The sequence below is a fragment of the Streptomyces sp. NPDC001744 genome, assembly GCF_042892575.1.
Classification (GTDB): domain Bacteria; phylum Actinomycetota; class Actinomycetes; order Streptomycetales; family Streptomycetaceae; genus Streptomyces.
Window position 1 is genome coordinate 95,700 of sequence record NZ_JBIAUG010000002.1, and the last position, 14,401, is coordinate 110,100.

19 protein-coding genes are annotated in these 14,401 nt (G+C 73.0%); 1 reads left to right on the top strand and 18 read right to left on the bottom strand.

Annotation, left to right across the window (positions count from 1 at the left end):
- Positions 1 to 711 carry a 7-carboxy-7-deazaguanine synthase QueE gene (locus ACFYZY_RS02925; RefSeq protein WP_388688916.1) on the bottom strand — a complete coding sequence of 237 codons (711 nt, stop codon included), beginning with the start codon at positions 709 to 711 and terminating at the stop codon, positions 1 to 3.
- A 17-nt stretch (positions 712 to 728) separates the two neighbouring features.
- Positions 729 to 1,139 (bottom strand): 6-pyruvoyl tetrahydropterin synthase family protein, encoded by a 411-nt coding sequence (locus tag ACFYZY_RS02930; protein ID WP_388688917.1) that lies wholly within the window; start codon positions 1,137 to 1,139, stop codon positions 729 to 731.
- Between the two features lie 342 nt (positions 1,140 to 1,481).
- On the opposite strand from ACFYZY_RS02930, the gene ACFYZY_RS02935 reads away from it, so the two are divergent.
- Complete coding sequence (locus ACFYZY_RS02935; protein WP_388688919.1) at positions 1,482 to 2,891, top strand: Twin-arginine translocation pathway signal; 1,410 nt, start codon at positions 1,482 to 1,484, stop codon at positions 2,889 to 2,891.
- A gap of 136 nt (positions 2,892 to 3,027) precedes the next feature.
- Here the strand turns inward: ACFYZY_RS02935 and ACFYZY_RS02940 are convergent, their stop codons facing one another.
- The 16 genes from ACFYZY_RS02940 to ACFYZY_RS03015 all read right to left on the bottom strand — a co-directional run bounded on the left by ACFYZY_RS02940 (position 3,028) and on the right by ACFYZY_RS03015 (position 14,245).
- On the bottom strand, positions 3,028 to 4,335 hold the full coding sequence (locus ACFYZY_RS02940) for a M14 family zinc carboxypeptidase (protein WP_388688921.1): 1,308 nt from the start codon (positions 4,333 to 4,335) through the stop codon (positions 3,028 to 3,030).
- Positions 4,332 to 4,676, bottom strand: a complete 345-nt coding sequence (locus ACFYZY_RS02945) for a hypothetical protein (protein WP_388688922.1) — start codon at positions 4,674 to 4,676, stop codon at positions 4,332 to 4,334. Before ACFYZY_RS02945 ends, ACFYZY_RS02940 begins: the two co-directional genes overlap by 4 nt.
- Before the next feature lie 5 nt (positions 4,677 to 4,681).
- Positions 4,682 to 5,617, bottom strand: coding sequence for a hypothetical protein (locus ACFYZY_RS02950; RefSeq protein ID WP_388688924.1), 936 nt, complete (start codon positions 5,615 to 5,617; stop codon positions 4,682 to 4,684).
- The gene (locus tag ACFYZY_RS02955; protein ID WP_388689357.1) at positions 5,614 to 7,482 is read right to left on the bottom strand and encodes a glycoside hydrolase family 15 protein; all 1,869 of its coding nucleotides are present in this window, start codon (positions 7,480 to 7,482) and stop codon (positions 5,614 to 5,616) included. Before ACFYZY_RS02955 ends, ACFYZY_RS02950 begins: the two co-directional genes overlap by 4 nt.
- A 14-nt stretch (positions 7,483 to 7,496) precedes the next feature.
- Positions 7,497 to 7,691, bottom strand: coding sequence for a DUF5999 family protein (locus ACFYZY_RS02960; protein WP_017236920.1), 195 nt, complete (start codon positions 7,689 to 7,691; stop codon positions 7,497 to 7,499).
- A gap of 67 nt (positions 7,692 to 7,758) precedes the next feature.
- The gene (locus ACFYZY_RS02965; RefSeq protein WP_388688926.1) at positions 7,759 to 8,541 is read right to left on the bottom strand and encodes a hypothetical protein; all 783 of its coding nucleotides are present in this window, start codon (positions 8,539 to 8,541) and stop codon (positions 7,759 to 7,761) included.
- Positions 8,538 to 9,164, bottom strand: a complete 627-nt coding sequence (locus tag ACFYZY_RS02970; RefSeq protein ID WP_388688928.1) for a hypothetical protein — start codon at positions 9,162 to 9,164, stop codon at positions 8,538 to 8,540. The genes ACFYZY_RS02965 and ACFYZY_RS02970 overlap by 4 nt, the downstream gene beginning before the upstream one ends.
- A 2-nt stretch (positions 9,165 to 9,166) precedes the next feature.
- Positions 9,167 to 9,346, bottom strand: coding sequence for a hypothetical protein (locus ACFYZY_RS02975; RefSeq protein ID WP_388688930.1), 180 nt, complete (start codon positions 9,344 to 9,346; stop codon positions 9,167 to 9,169).
- Complete coding sequence (locus ACFYZY_RS02980; protein WP_388688932.1) at positions 9,343 to 9,918, bottom strand: GntR family transcriptional regulator; 576 nt, start codon at positions 9,916 to 9,918, stop codon at positions 9,343 to 9,345. The genes ACFYZY_RS02975 and ACFYZY_RS02980 overlap by 4 nt, the downstream gene beginning before the upstream one ends.
- A gap of 146 nt (positions 9,919 to 10,064) precedes the next feature.
- Positions 10,065 to 10,226, bottom strand: coding sequence for a hypothetical protein (locus tag ACFYZY_RS02985; RefSeq protein ID WP_388688933.1), 162 nt, complete (start codon positions 10,224 to 10,226; stop codon positions 10,065 to 10,067).
- A gap of 281 nt (positions 10,227 to 10,507) precedes the next feature.
- On the bottom strand, positions 10,508 to 10,981 hold the full coding sequence (locus ACFYZY_RS02990; protein WP_388688935.1) for a DUF6082 family protein: 474 nt from the start codon (positions 10,979 to 10,981) through the stop codon (positions 10,508 to 10,510).
- A 16-nt stretch (positions 10,982 to 10,997) separates the two neighbouring features.
- Positions 10,998 to 11,405, bottom strand: a complete 408-nt coding sequence (locus ACFYZY_RS02995) for a hypothetical protein (protein ID WP_388688936.1) — start codon at positions 11,403 to 11,405, stop codon at positions 10,998 to 11,000.
- Positions 11,402 to 12,013, bottom strand: coding sequence for a DUF6624 domain-containing protein (locus ACFYZY_RS03000; RefSeq protein WP_388688938.1), 612 nt, complete (start codon positions 12,011 to 12,013; stop codon positions 11,402 to 11,404). The genes ACFYZY_RS02995 and ACFYZY_RS03000 overlap by 4 nt, the downstream gene beginning before the upstream one ends.
- The gene (locus ACFYZY_RS03005) at positions 12,010 to 13,227 is read right to left on the bottom strand and encodes a GntR family transcriptional regulator (RefSeq protein WP_388688940.1); all 1,218 of its coding nucleotides are present in this window, start codon (positions 13,225 to 13,227) and stop codon (positions 12,010 to 12,012) included. The genes ACFYZY_RS03000 and ACFYZY_RS03005 overlap by 4 nt, the downstream gene beginning before the upstream one ends.
- Complete coding sequence (locus ACFYZY_RS03010; RefSeq protein WP_388688941.1) at positions 13,224 to 13,466, bottom strand: hypothetical protein; 243 nt, start codon at positions 13,464 to 13,466, stop codon at positions 13,224 to 13,226. The genes ACFYZY_RS03005 and ACFYZY_RS03010 overlap by 4 nt, the downstream gene beginning before the upstream one ends.
- Positions 13,467 to 13,687: 221 nt before the next feature.
- On the bottom strand, positions 13,688 to 14,245 hold the full coding sequence (locus ACFYZY_RS03015; protein WP_388688942.1) for an ATP-binding protein: 558 nt from the start codon (positions 14,243 to 14,245) through the stop codon (positions 13,688 to 13,690).
- Between the last annotated feature and the right edge of the window lie 156 nt (positions 14,246 to 14,401).

The following is a 14,401-nucleotide window of genomic DNA, read 5'->3' on the forward strand; positions in this document are numbered from 1 at the left end:
TCAGCGGCCTCGGGCGTCGGCGAAGGCGAGCACGTGCAGGCGCGTGGTGAAGTACCAGTGACGCGCCGCGACCGCGTCCGCGAGCTCCCGGGCCGTCGCGGTGATGGCCTCCGCGGTGGTGCCCTCGGGCATCACCCACACCGGCGCGAGCCCGTGCCGGTCCACCAGCTCGGCGATCCGGTCGATGTCGGCGACGGAGGAGGCGACGAACTTGAAAGCGGCCCGCTCGGAGGCGGCGAACGCCCGGAGCACGGACGGCACGATGCTCTTGGCCTCGTCCATCCCGAAGCTCGCCAGCTTCGGCGATACGTTGAACCGGACACCGTCGACCAGCAGCGCGGGGTCGGGCATGAACGTGCCGTTGGTCTCGAACTCGACCCGTCGGCCCGCCTCCAGCAGCCGTCGCACCAGGGGGACCAGGTTCCGCTGCTGGATCAGCGGCTCTCCGCCCGTGATGACCACGAGCTCGACCGGCGACTGCAGCGCCCACGCCAGGAGGTCCGGCACGGACTCGCGCGTCGAGACCTCCTGAGGCTTGAACTGGCTCCAGTCCCACGTCTCCTTCGTGTCGCAGGACTCGCAGGTCAGGTTGCAGCGGGACAGCCGGATGAAGATTGCCGGATGGCCGCAACTCGGACCCTCGCCCTGGAAGGTGGGCACCTCGACGCCGAAGCGCTCGGCGACGAGCAGCTGCCCCAGAGGCCCGTCCACGGTTGCTGCGGTGCCGGTCACGGGGTGGCCACGTCGAACCGGGCCCAGCTCCGCTGGGTCTCGCGGACGCGGACGGCGGCCAGCTGCCCGGCGATCCCCGGCGGCATGTTCGCGAGGAACCAGCCCGCCAGGTACTGCGCCAGCAGCTCGGACGTCGGCTCGAAGGCGAAGACCTCGTGCAGGTTGCGGTGGTCGAGCTCGCTGTCGAGGTACCGCTTGAAGGGGGCGAGGTCACCGAAGTCCGTCACGAATCCCGGCCCCTGGAGGGAGGACGCGGAGAGCACGACCTCGACCTGGTAGGTGTGGCCGTGCTGCCGGGAGCACTTGTGCTCGGGCGGGAGGCTGGCGAGGCGGTGACCGGCCTCGAAGTCGAACGTCTTGCCGATGGTGAACCTGCCGGAAGGCAGAGGAACAGGGGTAGTCTCCACGGGAGTCCCTTTCTCGTGACGGAGGGAGCGAGGGCGTCTGCGGCCCTCTCCGGCGCCTCGCTCGGGAGTCGCCAGTACCGGTACGGATTCCTGGGGCGCCGGCGGTCCCCGCGCGGCCGGCGAACGCGTCCCGACGAGTGCGTCCCGCACGATCCGCCTGCGGCCATGGGCTGGTCCGGCGAAATGGTGTCGCTCAGGGCAGTTGGAGCGCTGGTTCCTACGATGCGCCTCGTGCTGAGGGGCAGTCATTGAGTGTGTGCTGTAGGAACATTGACTGCTGCGGTCAAAGCCCGTCCGCATCCCGAGGGGTGCGGACGTGGCAGGGCGACGAGGGGGCGGACGGTGGGGAAGGTATCGCGAGCGCGGCGGGCGGAGATCCAGCGGGAAGCGACCCGGCTGCGGGCCCAGTGCCAGCGAGACGGCGACAGCCAGGAGCGCACCGTCACCGTGCTCCGGGCCGCGATTCCCGAACTCACGGCGCTGGAGGCGTGGCGCCTGGCTCTGGGATGGTCCCGAGCACAGGCGATCCGCGAGGTCGCTCAGGTCTACCTGGCGGACGACCTGCTGCCGCCGGCCTTGTCGCAGGCTCTGCTGTGCCGGTACGAGCATGGGCAGGCGCAGCCCGGCGACGAGTACCGGATCATGATCTCCCGGGCATACGGGGCACGCCCGGACCAGCTCGGGCTCGCCACGAACCACCTGTGGTGCAGTACGTGCGCGGCTCCGTTGCCGCTCGACTACGGTCGGCGGCAGCGTGAGGAACAGGGCATCGACCGAAAGGCATCCATGACGACCGAGAGCGGGCTGCCCGCCATCCGTGAATCCGTGCAGTGGGCCGTCCTGGACGCGCCCGAGGGCTCGCCGTCGCTCGTCGCCCTGGCCGAGGCCGCAGTGGAGCACTACGCCCTCAACTACAGCAAGCACCCGCCGTCCACCCTCCACGACGAGGTCCGGGCCACCCGCAACCTGCTGTCCACCGTGGTCGCCGCAGCCGACCGGGACACAGCCCGCGGCCTGCACCGGCAAGTCGGCTGGCTCTCCGCCCTCCTCGGAAACCTCGCCTACCACCTCGACGACCGCGCCGGCGCCCGCGCTCACCTGACCCTGGCGGGAGCCATCGGCAAGTCCACCGGCGAGACGGCACTCACCGCCTGGTCCAGCGGAGCCCTGGCCATGGTCGCCACCTCCCGACGCGACTGGGACCACGCCCGCGGACACGCCGAGCACGGCCTCCAGCACGCCCCCGCCGGCCTGCGCCGCGCCCAGCTCCTGGGCTGGGCCCTGCTGCCGACGCTTGCCGCGCTGGGGGACGCCTCCCGCGCGGACGACGTCGTCAGCGAGAGCGACGAGATCATGCGGACGGTCGTCGAAATCCCGGGCCGCTTCGGATACGACCGTGCCGAGCACCGCCTCCACGTCGCCGAAGCCCACCTCACCCTGGAGCGCTACGACCGGGCCGCCGGCGTAGCCCGCACGTCCATTGCGGCAGCCCCGGAGCACACCCCGGGATGGGTGGCGGCCACCCTCGTGCTCGCCCTCGCCGAAGCCCACGACGCTCCCGAGGCAGCTGTCGGCCGCGCGCTGAACGTGCTGGACCTCATTCCGCCCGCGAGGCTGCGGGCCACTGCTCGCAGCCGTCTTGCCCGCCTCACCCGACTCCTCGACTCGGCAACGACCGGTGCGGGCGCCGAACTGGCCGAGCGCCTGCGCGCCCTGCCCGCTCCGGTCCGGACGGACGGCACTGCCGCGTAGACGTCTGGCATACCCGGCCCCCTGCCGCCGGAGGGAACGGACCCGGGGCAGCACCGGGCTGGTCGGCCGGATCAGCGGGACGCTGATCTGCTCGCGGATGCCCTGGGCGCGGTGGCGGCCGGCCAGGAGAGGCCCGTCAACGGTCATCGCGCAGCTCCGGACCGGGCGTTGAGGCAGACGCTGCCGGGTGCAGGCCAGCCAGGGACAGGACCATCTCCGCCTGGTAGCCGGCGGTACGCGACAGCGGCATGGGCCGGGGCCGGAGGGCCTTTTCCGCCCGGTGGCACCAGGCGAGGAGGACGGCCTCGGTCTTCGCTCGCGGGGCCTGGAGCTGTTCGTGGTCCGGGGCGGCGGCGAGGAGCTGGTCGGCGTGCCGCAGGAGCATGCCTGCGGCGCGCGCCGGGACGAGGAGGACGAGGTCCTGGTCGCGGCCGGCCTCGGGGTTCTCCTGGATCTGCCGGATCATCAGAGGGGTGATCGAGCGGACCTCCTTCGCGGAGGCCAGGAACACGGTCTCTTCTTCCGAAGCCGCTGCAAGCTCGGCGATGAGGTCGCCGAGAACGTGGCGCGCGTCTTCGAGGATGCCGACGGCTTCCTGGGGGGAGAGCCGGATGGGGTCGGAGTCCCACATCGGTACCTCGGGGAAGAGGCCGAGGCCGCCGTGCCGGGCGGTGTAGTGGGCGCTGCTGGATCCGGCCGGCTCCCACTCGCGGTCGTCGCCCTTGCCGTGAGAACTGTCCGGCTCGATGGCGGCGGGAGGCGCCAGGAGGTAGGCGCCTGGTCCGAAGGAGGGCAGTCCGATGCAGTCCGACGGGGTCTGCTCGGCGCGCAGGCCGTACCGGGCCGCCAGGTCTCCCATGATCTTGGGGAGGGCGGGCTCGGTGCGGGAGGCCATCGCCCACACCCCGCCGGAGTCGCTTCCGTGGAGGGAAACGGTCAGCGCCGGCCGTACGGTGTCGATCACCCTCATGAGGGCACGGGTCTCCGGCAGGGTCGCGTCGAAGCCGGGGGCGGGGAAGGTCCACTCGGGCTGAGCGGCGGCCACGGGCCGGTACAGGCCGCGGTGGTAGTCCTCCAGCGTCGGCGGCCAGGTCTTCGACCACCAGTCCTGGTTGGCGGCGACGCCGTCGGGGTCGGCGCATCCCACGAGGTGCCAGGAGACGTCTTCCCGTGTCTGGGGGTGCTCGGTGAGGTACCGGGCCAGGGCGGCGATCACCGCGAGTCCGATCGGTTCGTTCGGGTGCGGGGCGCCGAGGACGAGGACGTGCTGGGGGCCGCCCTGGACGGTCAGCATCGTCATGGGCCTGCCCTCGCGGGAGCGGCCGATCTCGGACAGGACGCAGAACGCCGGGTGCTCGGCGGCGGTCTTCCGCAGCTCCTGGTCCAGTTCGTCCAGGGTGGGCGGCCGGTCGCCGATGTAGGGGGCGAGCGGGTCGGGGGTCACGACCAGCCCTCCCCGCGCAGAGCGCCGTGGGTCGGCGGGACGTCCTGGTGGACCGGCCCCGGCATGTGGGGCTCGTAGCGGTAGACGCTGGTGCTGGTGCTGGTGCTGGTGTCTGCCGTGGCGTTGGCCGCGTGCTGCGGCTGCTCTTCGGCGTGCGGCTCCAGGTCCGGCACGGACGCGGCGGCGAGCCCGCGGGGGCTGCCGATCTCGTCGGCGATCAGGCTTCCGGTCAGGGCGAGGCCGGCGGCGTTCATGCCGAGGAGCATGAGCCCGGGGACGGTTTCGAGGAGGTCGAGGGCGGACCACCCGATTCTGGTGGCGGGGGCGGGTAAGCGAGCCATGCGGATCACGGCAGCTGCTCCTTTCCGGAGGCGGCGGCGGGGGTGATGAGGTCGGGCAGGAGTTCCCAGAAGGCGACCAGGGCGATGAGGTGCGGGTCGCTGCGGGCGCCGCAGCGCTCACGCAGCTCGTCGACGCGGTCGAGGAACAGACCGGTGGGACGAAGGTCTTCGGGAAGGTCGTCCTCCGTGGCGAGGCCGGCGAGGACGCGCAGGACGGCGAGGTCGGTCTCGGCGAGGTCCGGGGCGAGCATCGACACCGGAGGCGGAGAGACGTGGCCGCCCGCGAGCAGGGCGGTGGCCCTGCGGGCAGCGGTCGGGGCGTCGAAGCGGCGGCCGATCGAGGTCAGGTGCCGGCGGACGATCCCGACAGGCAGGCCCAGCTCCTCGGCGATCTGCGCGTCCGACGCCCCGGTGAGCAGGAGTTGCCCGACCCTCAGCTGGGCCGAGGTGAGCGGGCGTGGCCTGGCCGGGGCGGCGGCGCGGACCGGCGCCGTCGCAGCGGTCGGCGGTTCGGCCGGCGCGGGAGCGGCGCGGGCGGTCAGGAGCCGGGGGTCGCGCAGCACGCGGTGCAGGTCGGCGGGCGAGGTGGAGCCCAGGCCGGGGGGCACGGCCCAGTGGACGTCCAGGCCGCCGGTCGTGGTCAGCGGGGGGATGCCTATGGACCTGCCCTTCGGCATGACCCGCACGCCGTGGGGCCAGTCGGCCGGGAGGACGGAGTCGGACGGCAGGAGGAAGTGCCAGGTCCGCGTCGTGCGGTTGGCGAGGACGGGGCCGGTGCGCGGCCCCAGTGCGGTCAGCGCCGGGCGGGCGAGGTCGGCCGGGACGCGGATCGCGGTGAAGTCCTCGCCGCAGCGGGCGGGCAGGGTCTGACTGCTGTCCGGCATCCAGTGGGGGATGTCCCAGCGGCTCAGGACCGGACGCGTTCGGGTCCTGGTCGTCACGACTCCGCTCCCGCCGGCTCGGCGATGCTGCAGGCTTCGAGGGCCGTGATTTCGGCGGTCGCGTCGAGGTGGGCGATGTGGCTGAACGCCTGCGGGAAGTTGCCGAGCTGGCGGCCGGTGGCGGGGTCGTACTCCTCGGCGAGCAGGCCGAGCCCGTTGCGGACGGCGAGCAGGCTGGCCAGAGCGGTGCGGGCGTCGTCGGGCCGGCCGATCCGGGCGAGGGCCTCGGCCAGCCACCCCGTGCAGATCAGGAACCGGCCCTCTTCACCGGCGAATCCGTCGGGCCCGACCTCGCCGCCGTGGGTCCGGTAGCGCAGCAGGAACCCGTCGTCGGTGCCCAGCTCGCGCTGGACCGCCTCGACGGTGCCGATGAATCGCTTGTCGTCGGCGGGCAGGAAACCGGCGAGCAGGCCGTGCAGGAGTGAGGCGTCCAGCTCCCGCGACCCGTACGACTGGGTGAAGGCGTTGCGGTCGGAGTCGTAGCCGTGCTCGCAAACCTCGGCGTGGATCTTCTCGCGCAGGCCCCGGAACCGGTCCAGCGGGCCGTCGGCGTGACCGGCCTCGATGGTGCGGACGGCACGGTCGAACGTTGCCCAGGCCATCATCTTGGAGTGGGTGAAGTGCCGTTCGGGCCCGCGCATCTCCCAGATGCCCGAGTCCGGCTGGTCCCAGACCTGCTCCAGTTCCGTGGCGAGCGTGACGACGAGCGAGCCGAGACGCCGGGACCAGCTGCTGTCGGCCAGGGCGAGCTCGTGGAACTCCATGGCGAGTTCGCCGTAGACGTCGACCTGGAGCTGGCCCGCGGCGGCGTTGCCGATACGGACCGGCTTCGATCCCTCGTACCCCGGCAGCCAGTCCAGCTCCCGCTCGGGAAGCTCCGTCTCGCCGCCGACCCCGAACATGATCTGCAGGCGGCCGGCGCTGCTGACGGCCTGCGCCGCCCACATCGCCCAGGCGAACGTCTCGCGCAGGTAGCCGAACCGGCGAAAGGAGCCGGCGGCGATGGCGGTGTCGCGCAGCCAGCCGAAGCGGTAGTCGAAGTTGCGGGTGCCGCCGATCTCCTCGGGCAGCGAGGTGGTCGGGGCGGCCACGATCGCGCCCGTCGGGGCGTAGATGAGCCCGGCCAGGGTGAGCAGGGAGCGGACGACGTCCTCGCGGTCCGGGCCGGTGTAGGTGCAGCGGGCCGCCCACTCCTCCCAGAAATCGAGGGTGAACCCGAGCAGGGCGTCGTCGACGGGGACGGGCGGCGGGCTGTCCACGCCCTCCCGCCAGGAGAGCCCGAAAGAGATCGTCTCGCCTTCGGCGACGGTGAAGTCCGAGACGAGATCGGCGCCTTCGACGCGCACTCGGGCGTCGGCGTCGAGCCACAGCCGGGCGTCTTCGTCCTGGGGGAGGTCGATCGCGTGCCGCCGGTCGAAGACGGCGATCCGGGGCACGGTGCGTCCGTAGTCCGGGCGGGCCCGCAGCAGCGACCGCATGGTCACCTTGCCGGTCACGCCGGTCACGATCCGCACCAGGCGCGGGGACCCGCCGCCGGGCACCATGAAGTCGCGGACGGTGGCCGTGCCGGTGTCGCAGACCCACGTGGTCTCAAGGGCAAGGGAGTTGCCCATGTAGCGGCGGCCCGAGCCGGGGACGGCGGTGCCCTCCATGAGGCAGGCGGGCGCGATCTGCCAGAAGCCGTGCTCCTCGGTGCCCAGGAGGCTTGCGAAGACGGCGGGGGAGTCGAAGCGCGGCATGCACAGCCAGACGACGGTGCCGTCCCGGCGGACCAGGGCGCTGCCCTGCTGGTCGCTCAGCAGCCCGTGGTCCTCGATCCGCGGGCCGGCGACGGGCGTGGGGCCGACGGTGTGCTGGCGGGGGATGTAGGGGAGGGCGGTCACGCGGCCACCGCCGTCGTGGGGCGGTGCGGGGCGATGATCCGGCCGTCGGGCAGCAGCTCGCCGGTGTCCTCGAAGAGCAGGACGCCGTTGCACAGCAGGGTCCAGCCCTGCTCGGGGTGGCTTGCGACCGGCTTGGCCGCCTCCCGGTCGGAGGATACAGCGGATGGGCAGGCGGGTTGGTGCTGGCACATGAGGCAGTCCTTGAACGAGAAAGAGAGGAAGGGGACAGAGGCGAGCGAGGCCGGACGCGGCCGGGGGTCAGGCGGACCGGAGGCCCTGGACCGGTTCGGCGTCGAAGCCGTGCCGCGGCTGGGCCGCCGCGGTCCGCCGGCCCCAGCTCACGCGGTACGGCCGGCCGGGCTGCGAGGGCTGCGTGACCCACAGGGGGGCGTAGCCCTCGCGGTCGGCGAGGAAGCGGGCGGCGACGAGGGCTTCCTCGCGGTCGGCGATGTCGAGGTGCCGGGTGGGGGAGTGCCTGGTGGCCGGGGCCGCCAGGCGGTAGTCGCTGAGCAGGGGCACGATCAGCCACCGCCCGGTCTCCGGCGGACGCGGGCGCTGGGCGTGCAGGGCGGCGAGGTCGGCGGCGAACGGGCGGGGGCCGAGGATCTGCCGCTGCCAGGCGTGCCGGATCAGCGAGGGTCGCGTCGTCGCCCCAAGCCTGGCGGAGGTCTTCTCCAACAGGTAAGTGGCCTGGTGGGAGGCCGTTCCCCGCTGGCGTGCGTAGGCGGTGAGGGTCTTGCCGGCGGCGAGCGTACGGACCAGGTCGAACGCGTCCGCGTCCAGGAGGAGCGGGTGACGCAGAGGGGGCGGTGGCACCGCGCCGCAGGCGTAGCCGTGGTGGACGAGCTGCGGCCGGACCACGGCCTCCAGACCGAAGTGGCGGGCGATCTGGTCGAGCCGGGACCGCACGCGCGTGACGGTCCCCAGTCCGAGCCGGGCCGCCACCTCCGGATCCCTGTGGCCTTCGGCGATGAGCTCCAGAACCTGCCGGTCCAGGGGAGGCAGAGAAGCCGTGACGAGCGAGGGGACGAGGGTGGTCATGCCGCTCCCACCGAGGTCTCGTCGATGGCGGGGTCCTGCTGGAGACCGGGAGCGCTCACGCGGGCGGCGGCGTCCAGGACGACGGCGCTCCCGCTGGCGCGGATCTCCACCAGCTTCCTCGCGGCCAGGTCCGCGAGCGCCAGGTCGACGTACACGGCCGGCACCCGAAGGCGCCTGGCCAGCGACCTGCGGGGAACTCGGGCGGCGGGCTTCAGCGCCCCTGCCCGGATGAGCCGTTCGATCTCGTTGGCGACCGACCCGACCGAGGGACAGGGGGCGAGCGTCTCCCGCAGCGCCCGCAGCATCTCCCGGCCCTGGCCGACGAGGACGCACGCCTGGGCGTAGGTGCCCCGGACCGACTGCTCGGGCGGGGTGAGCGCCGCGATCCACATGTCCCACCGGGCCCGGTCGGCCGGCGAGTCCGTCGTGTCGCGCCGGGTCCGGGCCAGACTGAGCCACGGCTGCGTCGAGGCATAGATGTGGTGGTGCGCCTCCGCGACGGCCGCCGCCGGCCAGGCGCGGCGGGTGGTCACCCGCCGCAGCGCGGCGAGGTCTTCTTTCAGCTTGGTCGCCGTCCGTACGACGGCCGGGTCCGCCGGTCGGCGGAGAGAGAAAAGAGACACGGTCAGGTCACTCCGAGGTCGAGCGGGGCGGCGGCGCGGTCGGCGAGGAAGCCGGTGCAGGAGGGAGACCCGTTCCGCCTGGTCGGGAAGGCAGGCGCCGGCTTCTTCTGTCTGTGCCGGGCGCTCGCACCCGCCAGGCCGAGCGTCAGCAGGGCGGCGATCACGGTGAAGGTGTCGGTCACGGCTCAGCCCCCGCTCGTGCGGCGGAGCCGACGAGAACGTGCAGCGCGCGCTCGACGGCGTCGGGGTACTCCGCCCACGTCCACCCGCCCCGGCGCATCGCCACCTGCAGATCGGCCAGGAGAAGAGCCTCCCGAGCCTCCCGGGACGGGTCGAGGACGTACGTCCCGGGCCTCTCGGCCGCCTGGTGGCGGCGCAGCAGCCCCTCCAGCGTGAGCTGGAGAAAGGCGAGCTGGATCGTCGTCCGTGACGTGTCGAGCTCGATGGCGAGGGACTGCTGGGGCGGCATTTGCTCGCCGGGCTGGTAGGTGTGGTCGGTGAGCCGCTTCCGGATCGCCTGCACGACCTCGTCGGTCGCGGTGCTGGTGCGGTGGGCCGGCTGACCTTCGGGCCCGAGGGCTCGCACACCGGGGAGCCCGTCGAGCGCGACCAGGCCCTCGTCGCGCAGGACACGGGTCACGGCCGTGGTCATGAGGTGGGTCTCGCCGAAGCGGGTCCGCAGGCCGGTCTGGGTACGCACCGTCCCGGGCCGCCAGACGCCCGAGCGCAGCTCCTCGCGCAGGGTGAGGAGCATCGGCTGGTCGGGCCCCGCTCCCTTTCCGCGGACGCGGGGGAGCTGTTGCGTACCGGATCTTGCCTGGCCGGGCGCGGGCATACGGGGATCCGCTGCGGAGAGCGCCGTGCGGGTGCTTCTGCGCATCGTCGAGGAGGGCCTCATGGTCAAGGCGCTCCCTTCTGGTCGTCGTGGGCGTGCTGGTCGGTCGGTGGTGGCGCTGTTCCCGCGTCGGCGCGGCGCCGGCCCGGCAGGCGGGGCGCGATCTCCACGAGGAAGAGGACCGCCCCGCAGAACCCGGCGACGAACAGGGCTCCCCACCAGGTCATCGCTCTCCTCCGTGTCTGCCGGCGCCAGCCGCACGAAGCGGGCGGCCAGAACACCGCCCCCGCTTCCACTGACGGTCATGTCGGTACAAAAGGGGTGCTTTGGGGGCGGGGGATGCCGTGCCGGCCCCGGGCTCCCGGTACCGGTGAGGGGGGAGGGCCGGCCGCGAGCTCCCCCATGGAGGTGCGGCCGGGGCGCGGACGGGTGCGCCGCCTCCCTCGGGCGAGGAAGGCCCCGGTTCAGGTCCGCGCCGTCAGGACGGCGCGGTATGCCCCCCTCCGCGTCAGGCGGCGGCGGGCTGGGTCTCGCGCTCGGCCGCCCGTACGGCTTCGTCCGCGGCCTTCTCCAGGGCGTCGTTCAGCCGCTCGGCCCGCGGGTCTCCCAGGGCCTCCTGGATCCGCAGGTCCCCGAACCGGTCCCAGTACCGCCGGGCCGTCTCGTTGCGCATGATCATCGAGGCGTAGAGGCGGAGCTGGTGCCTGCTCACGCGGCCGAGCCGGTCGCGCAGGCTGAGGGTGCAGATCATGTGGTTGGCGGACATCAGCCCCATGTACTCCTCGGGCTTCATGCCGGCGGGCGCCCACGTCGCCGCCACGGCGGGGTCCGTGGAGACCTTCTCCAGCCAGTCGAGCTGGTTGCGGGCGAGGGCGATGTCGACCCGCTCCCGCTGGTGCTTCGCCTCCTGGAGCAGGCGGGCCACGCCGACGCCGGCCACAGCCGCGCCCGCAAGCAGTACCGCCGTGGTACCGAACTTCATCGGAAAGTCCTTTCTCTCAAGGGGTGTTGGTGGTGTTTCCGCCCAGACCGGGCGGAGTGGAAGGGGCGGCGTCCAGGGCGGACAGCAGCCCGGCCACGAGGCGCGCGAGGTTCTGCGCCCGGCGGACGGCAGTGTCGGTCGTGAGGACGAACGGCGGCACCGCGGACGTCAGCGGCTGGCCGAGCCGCCTGTGCGCCTCGCCGAGGACGGCCAGCGTGCGGTCGGGAGAGTCCGGCCGCACACCGGCCCGGACCGCGTCGCGCAGACGCTCCCCGTACGCGTTGAGCTGGTGCACCGCGATGACGGCCCGGTCCAGCGGCGGCCGGTCCTCACCGTCCGGCGCCCACACCAGAACCTCCTCCGCGAGCGCCCGCGCCTTCTCCCGGAGGCTCACGGCTGCGTCCGGGGCGGCAGCGGCGGTCATGCCGCGCCCACGAGGGCAGCGGGTGCCGTGTCGCCGAAGCACGGGCTTGCTGTCAGGCGGTCGCGCAGTCTGCGCAGCGCGAGGCTGGCGGGCGGGAGTCCCACGGCGGCCCGGCGCGCGTCGAGGTCGCCGGCCGGGTCGGACACCGCCTGCCGCTGGGGCCCGTCGGGGCCGAGACGGTACTGGGTGCCGTAGAGCTGCGGCAGGTCGGCGTTCACGAGACACCGGTCGTAGAGGTGAGCCCACTGAGACAGGGAAGCGGTACCCCGGCCCACGGCGTCGTACATCAGCCGGGAGGCGAGCCGCTGGACGTCGGCCCGGGTATCGGCACGAAGAGCAAGGCGCCACGCGGCCCTCGCACCTTCCTCTCCGACGAGCGGCACGCCCGGCCACCCGTAGTCCGCGACGGCCCGCGCCAGGACCGCGGCGTTGCCGTGATCGATGTGGCGGGCCGCGCCGATCTGCTGGTCGGCCGGCTGCATCCGGGCCAGCCGGGCCCAGTGCTCGTCAGCCTCCTTCGCCCGGGCGACCAGCTCGCGCGCGAGGTAGGGGTGCATCGGGGCGGTACTCATCACGCTCCGGGTCTGGGGCAGGCGGTCGGCGCTCACGCGGCATCCCCCGCGAGGTCGAGGACGTCCAGGACGGCGGTGGCCACGCACGCCAGACGCCAGACCTCGATCTCCCGCTCCGCCGGCCAGTCGTGCAGCGCGGCGGTGACGGTGAACCCCAGGGCGGCGTGTGCGTCCGGGTCATCCGGGTGCCGGCGGGCGGCGAGAGGAAGCAGGTCCGCGGCGGAGGCGACCAGGCTCTGGCGCACCTCTCGCAGCGATTCGGCGTCGGGGGCTGAGCGGCGGTGCCACCAGACCTTGGCCCGGCGGCAGCTCTTTCGGAGGCCGGCGCGGTCGAGACTCGTACCGGACGGCGCCGCACTGCGCAGCCGCCCGACCAAGTCCTCCAGCGTGGGCGGCCCGCTCACCGGGACCGGCGGCACCGGGCGGACCACCGCTCGCCTGCTGTGCTGGACGGAGAGGTACCCCTCCTCGTGCAGCCGGCGCAAGGCCCGGCTGACGACCGACCTCTCGGCAGCAAGGAGCCGGGACAGATCCTGCTGGACGGGCAGGGGTGACATCAGAGGATAGACGCCGGTGGACACCAGTACGCGCAGCAAGTCGGCCGCGACGGTGACCTGGTCGTACGCGCTCCTGGGGCCCGCCACCAGGACCTGGTTCGAGTAACGGACCACGACCAGGCCGTCGGCCGCGAGGTCCTGGAGAGCGAGATCCACACGGGTTCCGGAGGCCGAAGTGAGCCCTGCGTCCGCCAGGATGCGCAGACGCGACAGCAGGGTTCCAGGCGGAAGGGCGCCGTCGGCAATTCCCCTGCGCACGCGGTCCGCGAGCTCGCTCACGCTCGGCCCCGGCAAGAACGCCTCCACCAGCCCCCGCAGCAGCGACCGCGCCGCCGAGCTCGCCGTCACGAAGTCCGCTTCGGAACTGGCGCGTACCTCGTCGATGAGGCTCCGCCAGCGGGCCTGGTCGGCGGACGAACCCTCCGCGGCCTGCAGGCGCCCCTCGGCGACCGGCAGCCAGGGCGTCACCAGCCGCAGCACGTCCTCTGTGTCACCGGACTTCCCGTCGTACTGCTTCCCCAGCCGCCTCAGCGCCGCCAGATCCGACCGGAGCCGGATAAGCGTCGGGTCGCCGACGGGCTCGGCGTTCTGCGGGTCGGGAGCGGCTTCGAAGTCGGCGGTCATGATGCTCCGGCAACGGGACGAGAGGAGGGAACGGGTGGGGTCGGCGAGCACGGGGAGAGGGGGCGTCATGGGGCGTCACCCCTCACGAGGTCCAGGAGATCCAGCAGCACCTGGGCGTAACGGCGCAGGTAACCGACGGTGTCATCGCCCTCGGGCATCCCCTGGTGGAGCGCACGCGCCTGCGCGATCAGCCGGGTCGGAACAGGCCGGACCCGGACCGTCGCTCGGTTGATGGTCGGCTCGGTCGCCCGCCTGAGCTGGAAGCTGATCCAGGCCACGTCCTCCTCGGAGAGCGCGCCAGCCTTCAAGGCGACCTCCCTACGACGGCGCGGTCGGTACGGGAGGCGGTCCAGAAAGGCGCCGGCCGCGGTCGGAGCCGCAGGGGACGTCGGTGCGTGACAGGGGTCCATGACAACGTCGATGGCGGCGAGCAGGACCTCGTCGTCGTCCGGCGGGTCATCCGCAACGGACTGGCGGAGGGCCGTCAACGCCCAAACCATCGTGCTCACGTCGCTGCTCGCGGCCAGCATCACAACCCCTCCGCCAGCACGGGCGGGACGTCCAGCTCCATCCAGACCGTCTTCCCTCGGCCCGGTGCTCCTGGCTGGACTCCCCAGTTCGCGGCCACGGCGTCGACCAGGATCAGACCGCGCCCCCCCTCGTGGTCCCCGTTCTCCGGCCGAAGGCGCGGCCATTCGTCCGAAGCGTCGTGCACTTCGACACGGACACGCCCACGCAGGTGAGAAGCCTTCACGGTGAACTCCCCTGCCGGCTGGCTGCCGCAGCCGTGTTCCACCGCGTTCGCCATCAGCTCCTGGGCCCCGAGCGCGACGTCGTCCGCGACCGAGGAAAGCCCGACACAGCACATCAGCCGGTGGAGCTCCCGGCGAGCCTCGGAAACGAGGGAGAGGTCCGCCGGGAAAACCGAAACGGCCTGGAACGGGCGCCCGTCATACGACGTCGGCTCGGTGGGGGACGGGGTGCGTGGCTGCTCGCCCACAATGTCGTGCTCCTGCGGGCTCCGGGCGTGCACTACCGTCGCAGTGCAGGGCGGACGGAGGTCGGCCGCGGGGTCGTGCACGTTCATCAGCTCCCCTTCTTGGACCCTGCAAGGGCCAATTCCGGTCACCGTCCTCGCCCATAGGCGTGACAAGGCCGATTTCTTTACGTCGCACGGGGGTTGGAGGAATATCGTCCTGACGAGGAAACCGCGCCTGCGGGCCTGCGGGTATCCCGGCGGCCC

Excerpts from the sequence above, each read along its gene's own strand:
- ACFYZY_RS02945 (WP_388688922.1), bottom strand. The coding sequence starts at position 4,676 with ATGGCTCGCTTACCCGCCCCCGCCACCAGAATCGGGTGGTCCGCCCTC.
- ACFYZY_RS03005 (WP_388688940.1), bottom strand. The coding sequence starts at position 13,227 with ATGACGCCCCCTCTCCCCGTGCTCGCCGACCCCACCCGTTCCCTCCTC.
- ACFYZY_RS02985 (WP_388688933.1), bottom strand. The coding sequence starts at position 10,226 with ATGACCTGGTGGGGAGCCCTGTTCGTCGCCGGGTTCTGCGGGGCGGTC.
- ACFYZY_RS03015 (WP_388688942.1), bottom strand. The coding sequence starts at position 14,245 with ATGAACGTGCACGACCCCGCGGCCGACCTCCGTCCGCCCTGCACTGCG.
- ACFYZY_RS02995 (WP_388688936.1), bottom strand. The coding sequence starts at position 11,405 with ATGACCGCCGCTGCCGCCCCGGACGCAGCCGTGAGCCTCCGGGAGAAG.
- ACFYZY_RS02960 (WP_017236920.1), bottom strand. The coding sequence starts at position 7,691 with ATGTGCCAGCACCAACCCGCCTGCCCATCCGCTGTATCCTCCGACCGG.
- ACFYZY_RS02980 (WP_388688932.1), bottom strand. The coding sequence starts at position 9,918 with ATGCTCCTCACCCTGCGCGAGGAGCTGCGCTCGGGCGTCTGGCGGCCC.
- ACFYZY_RS02965 (WP_388688926.1), bottom strand. The coding sequence starts at position 8,541 with ATGACCACCCTCGTCCCCTCGCTCGTCACGGCTTCTCTGCCTCCCCTG.
- ACFYZY_RS02990 (WP_388688935.1), bottom strand. The coding sequence starts at position 10,981 with ATGAAGTTCGGTACCACGGCGGTACTGCTTGCGGGCGCGGCTGTGGCC.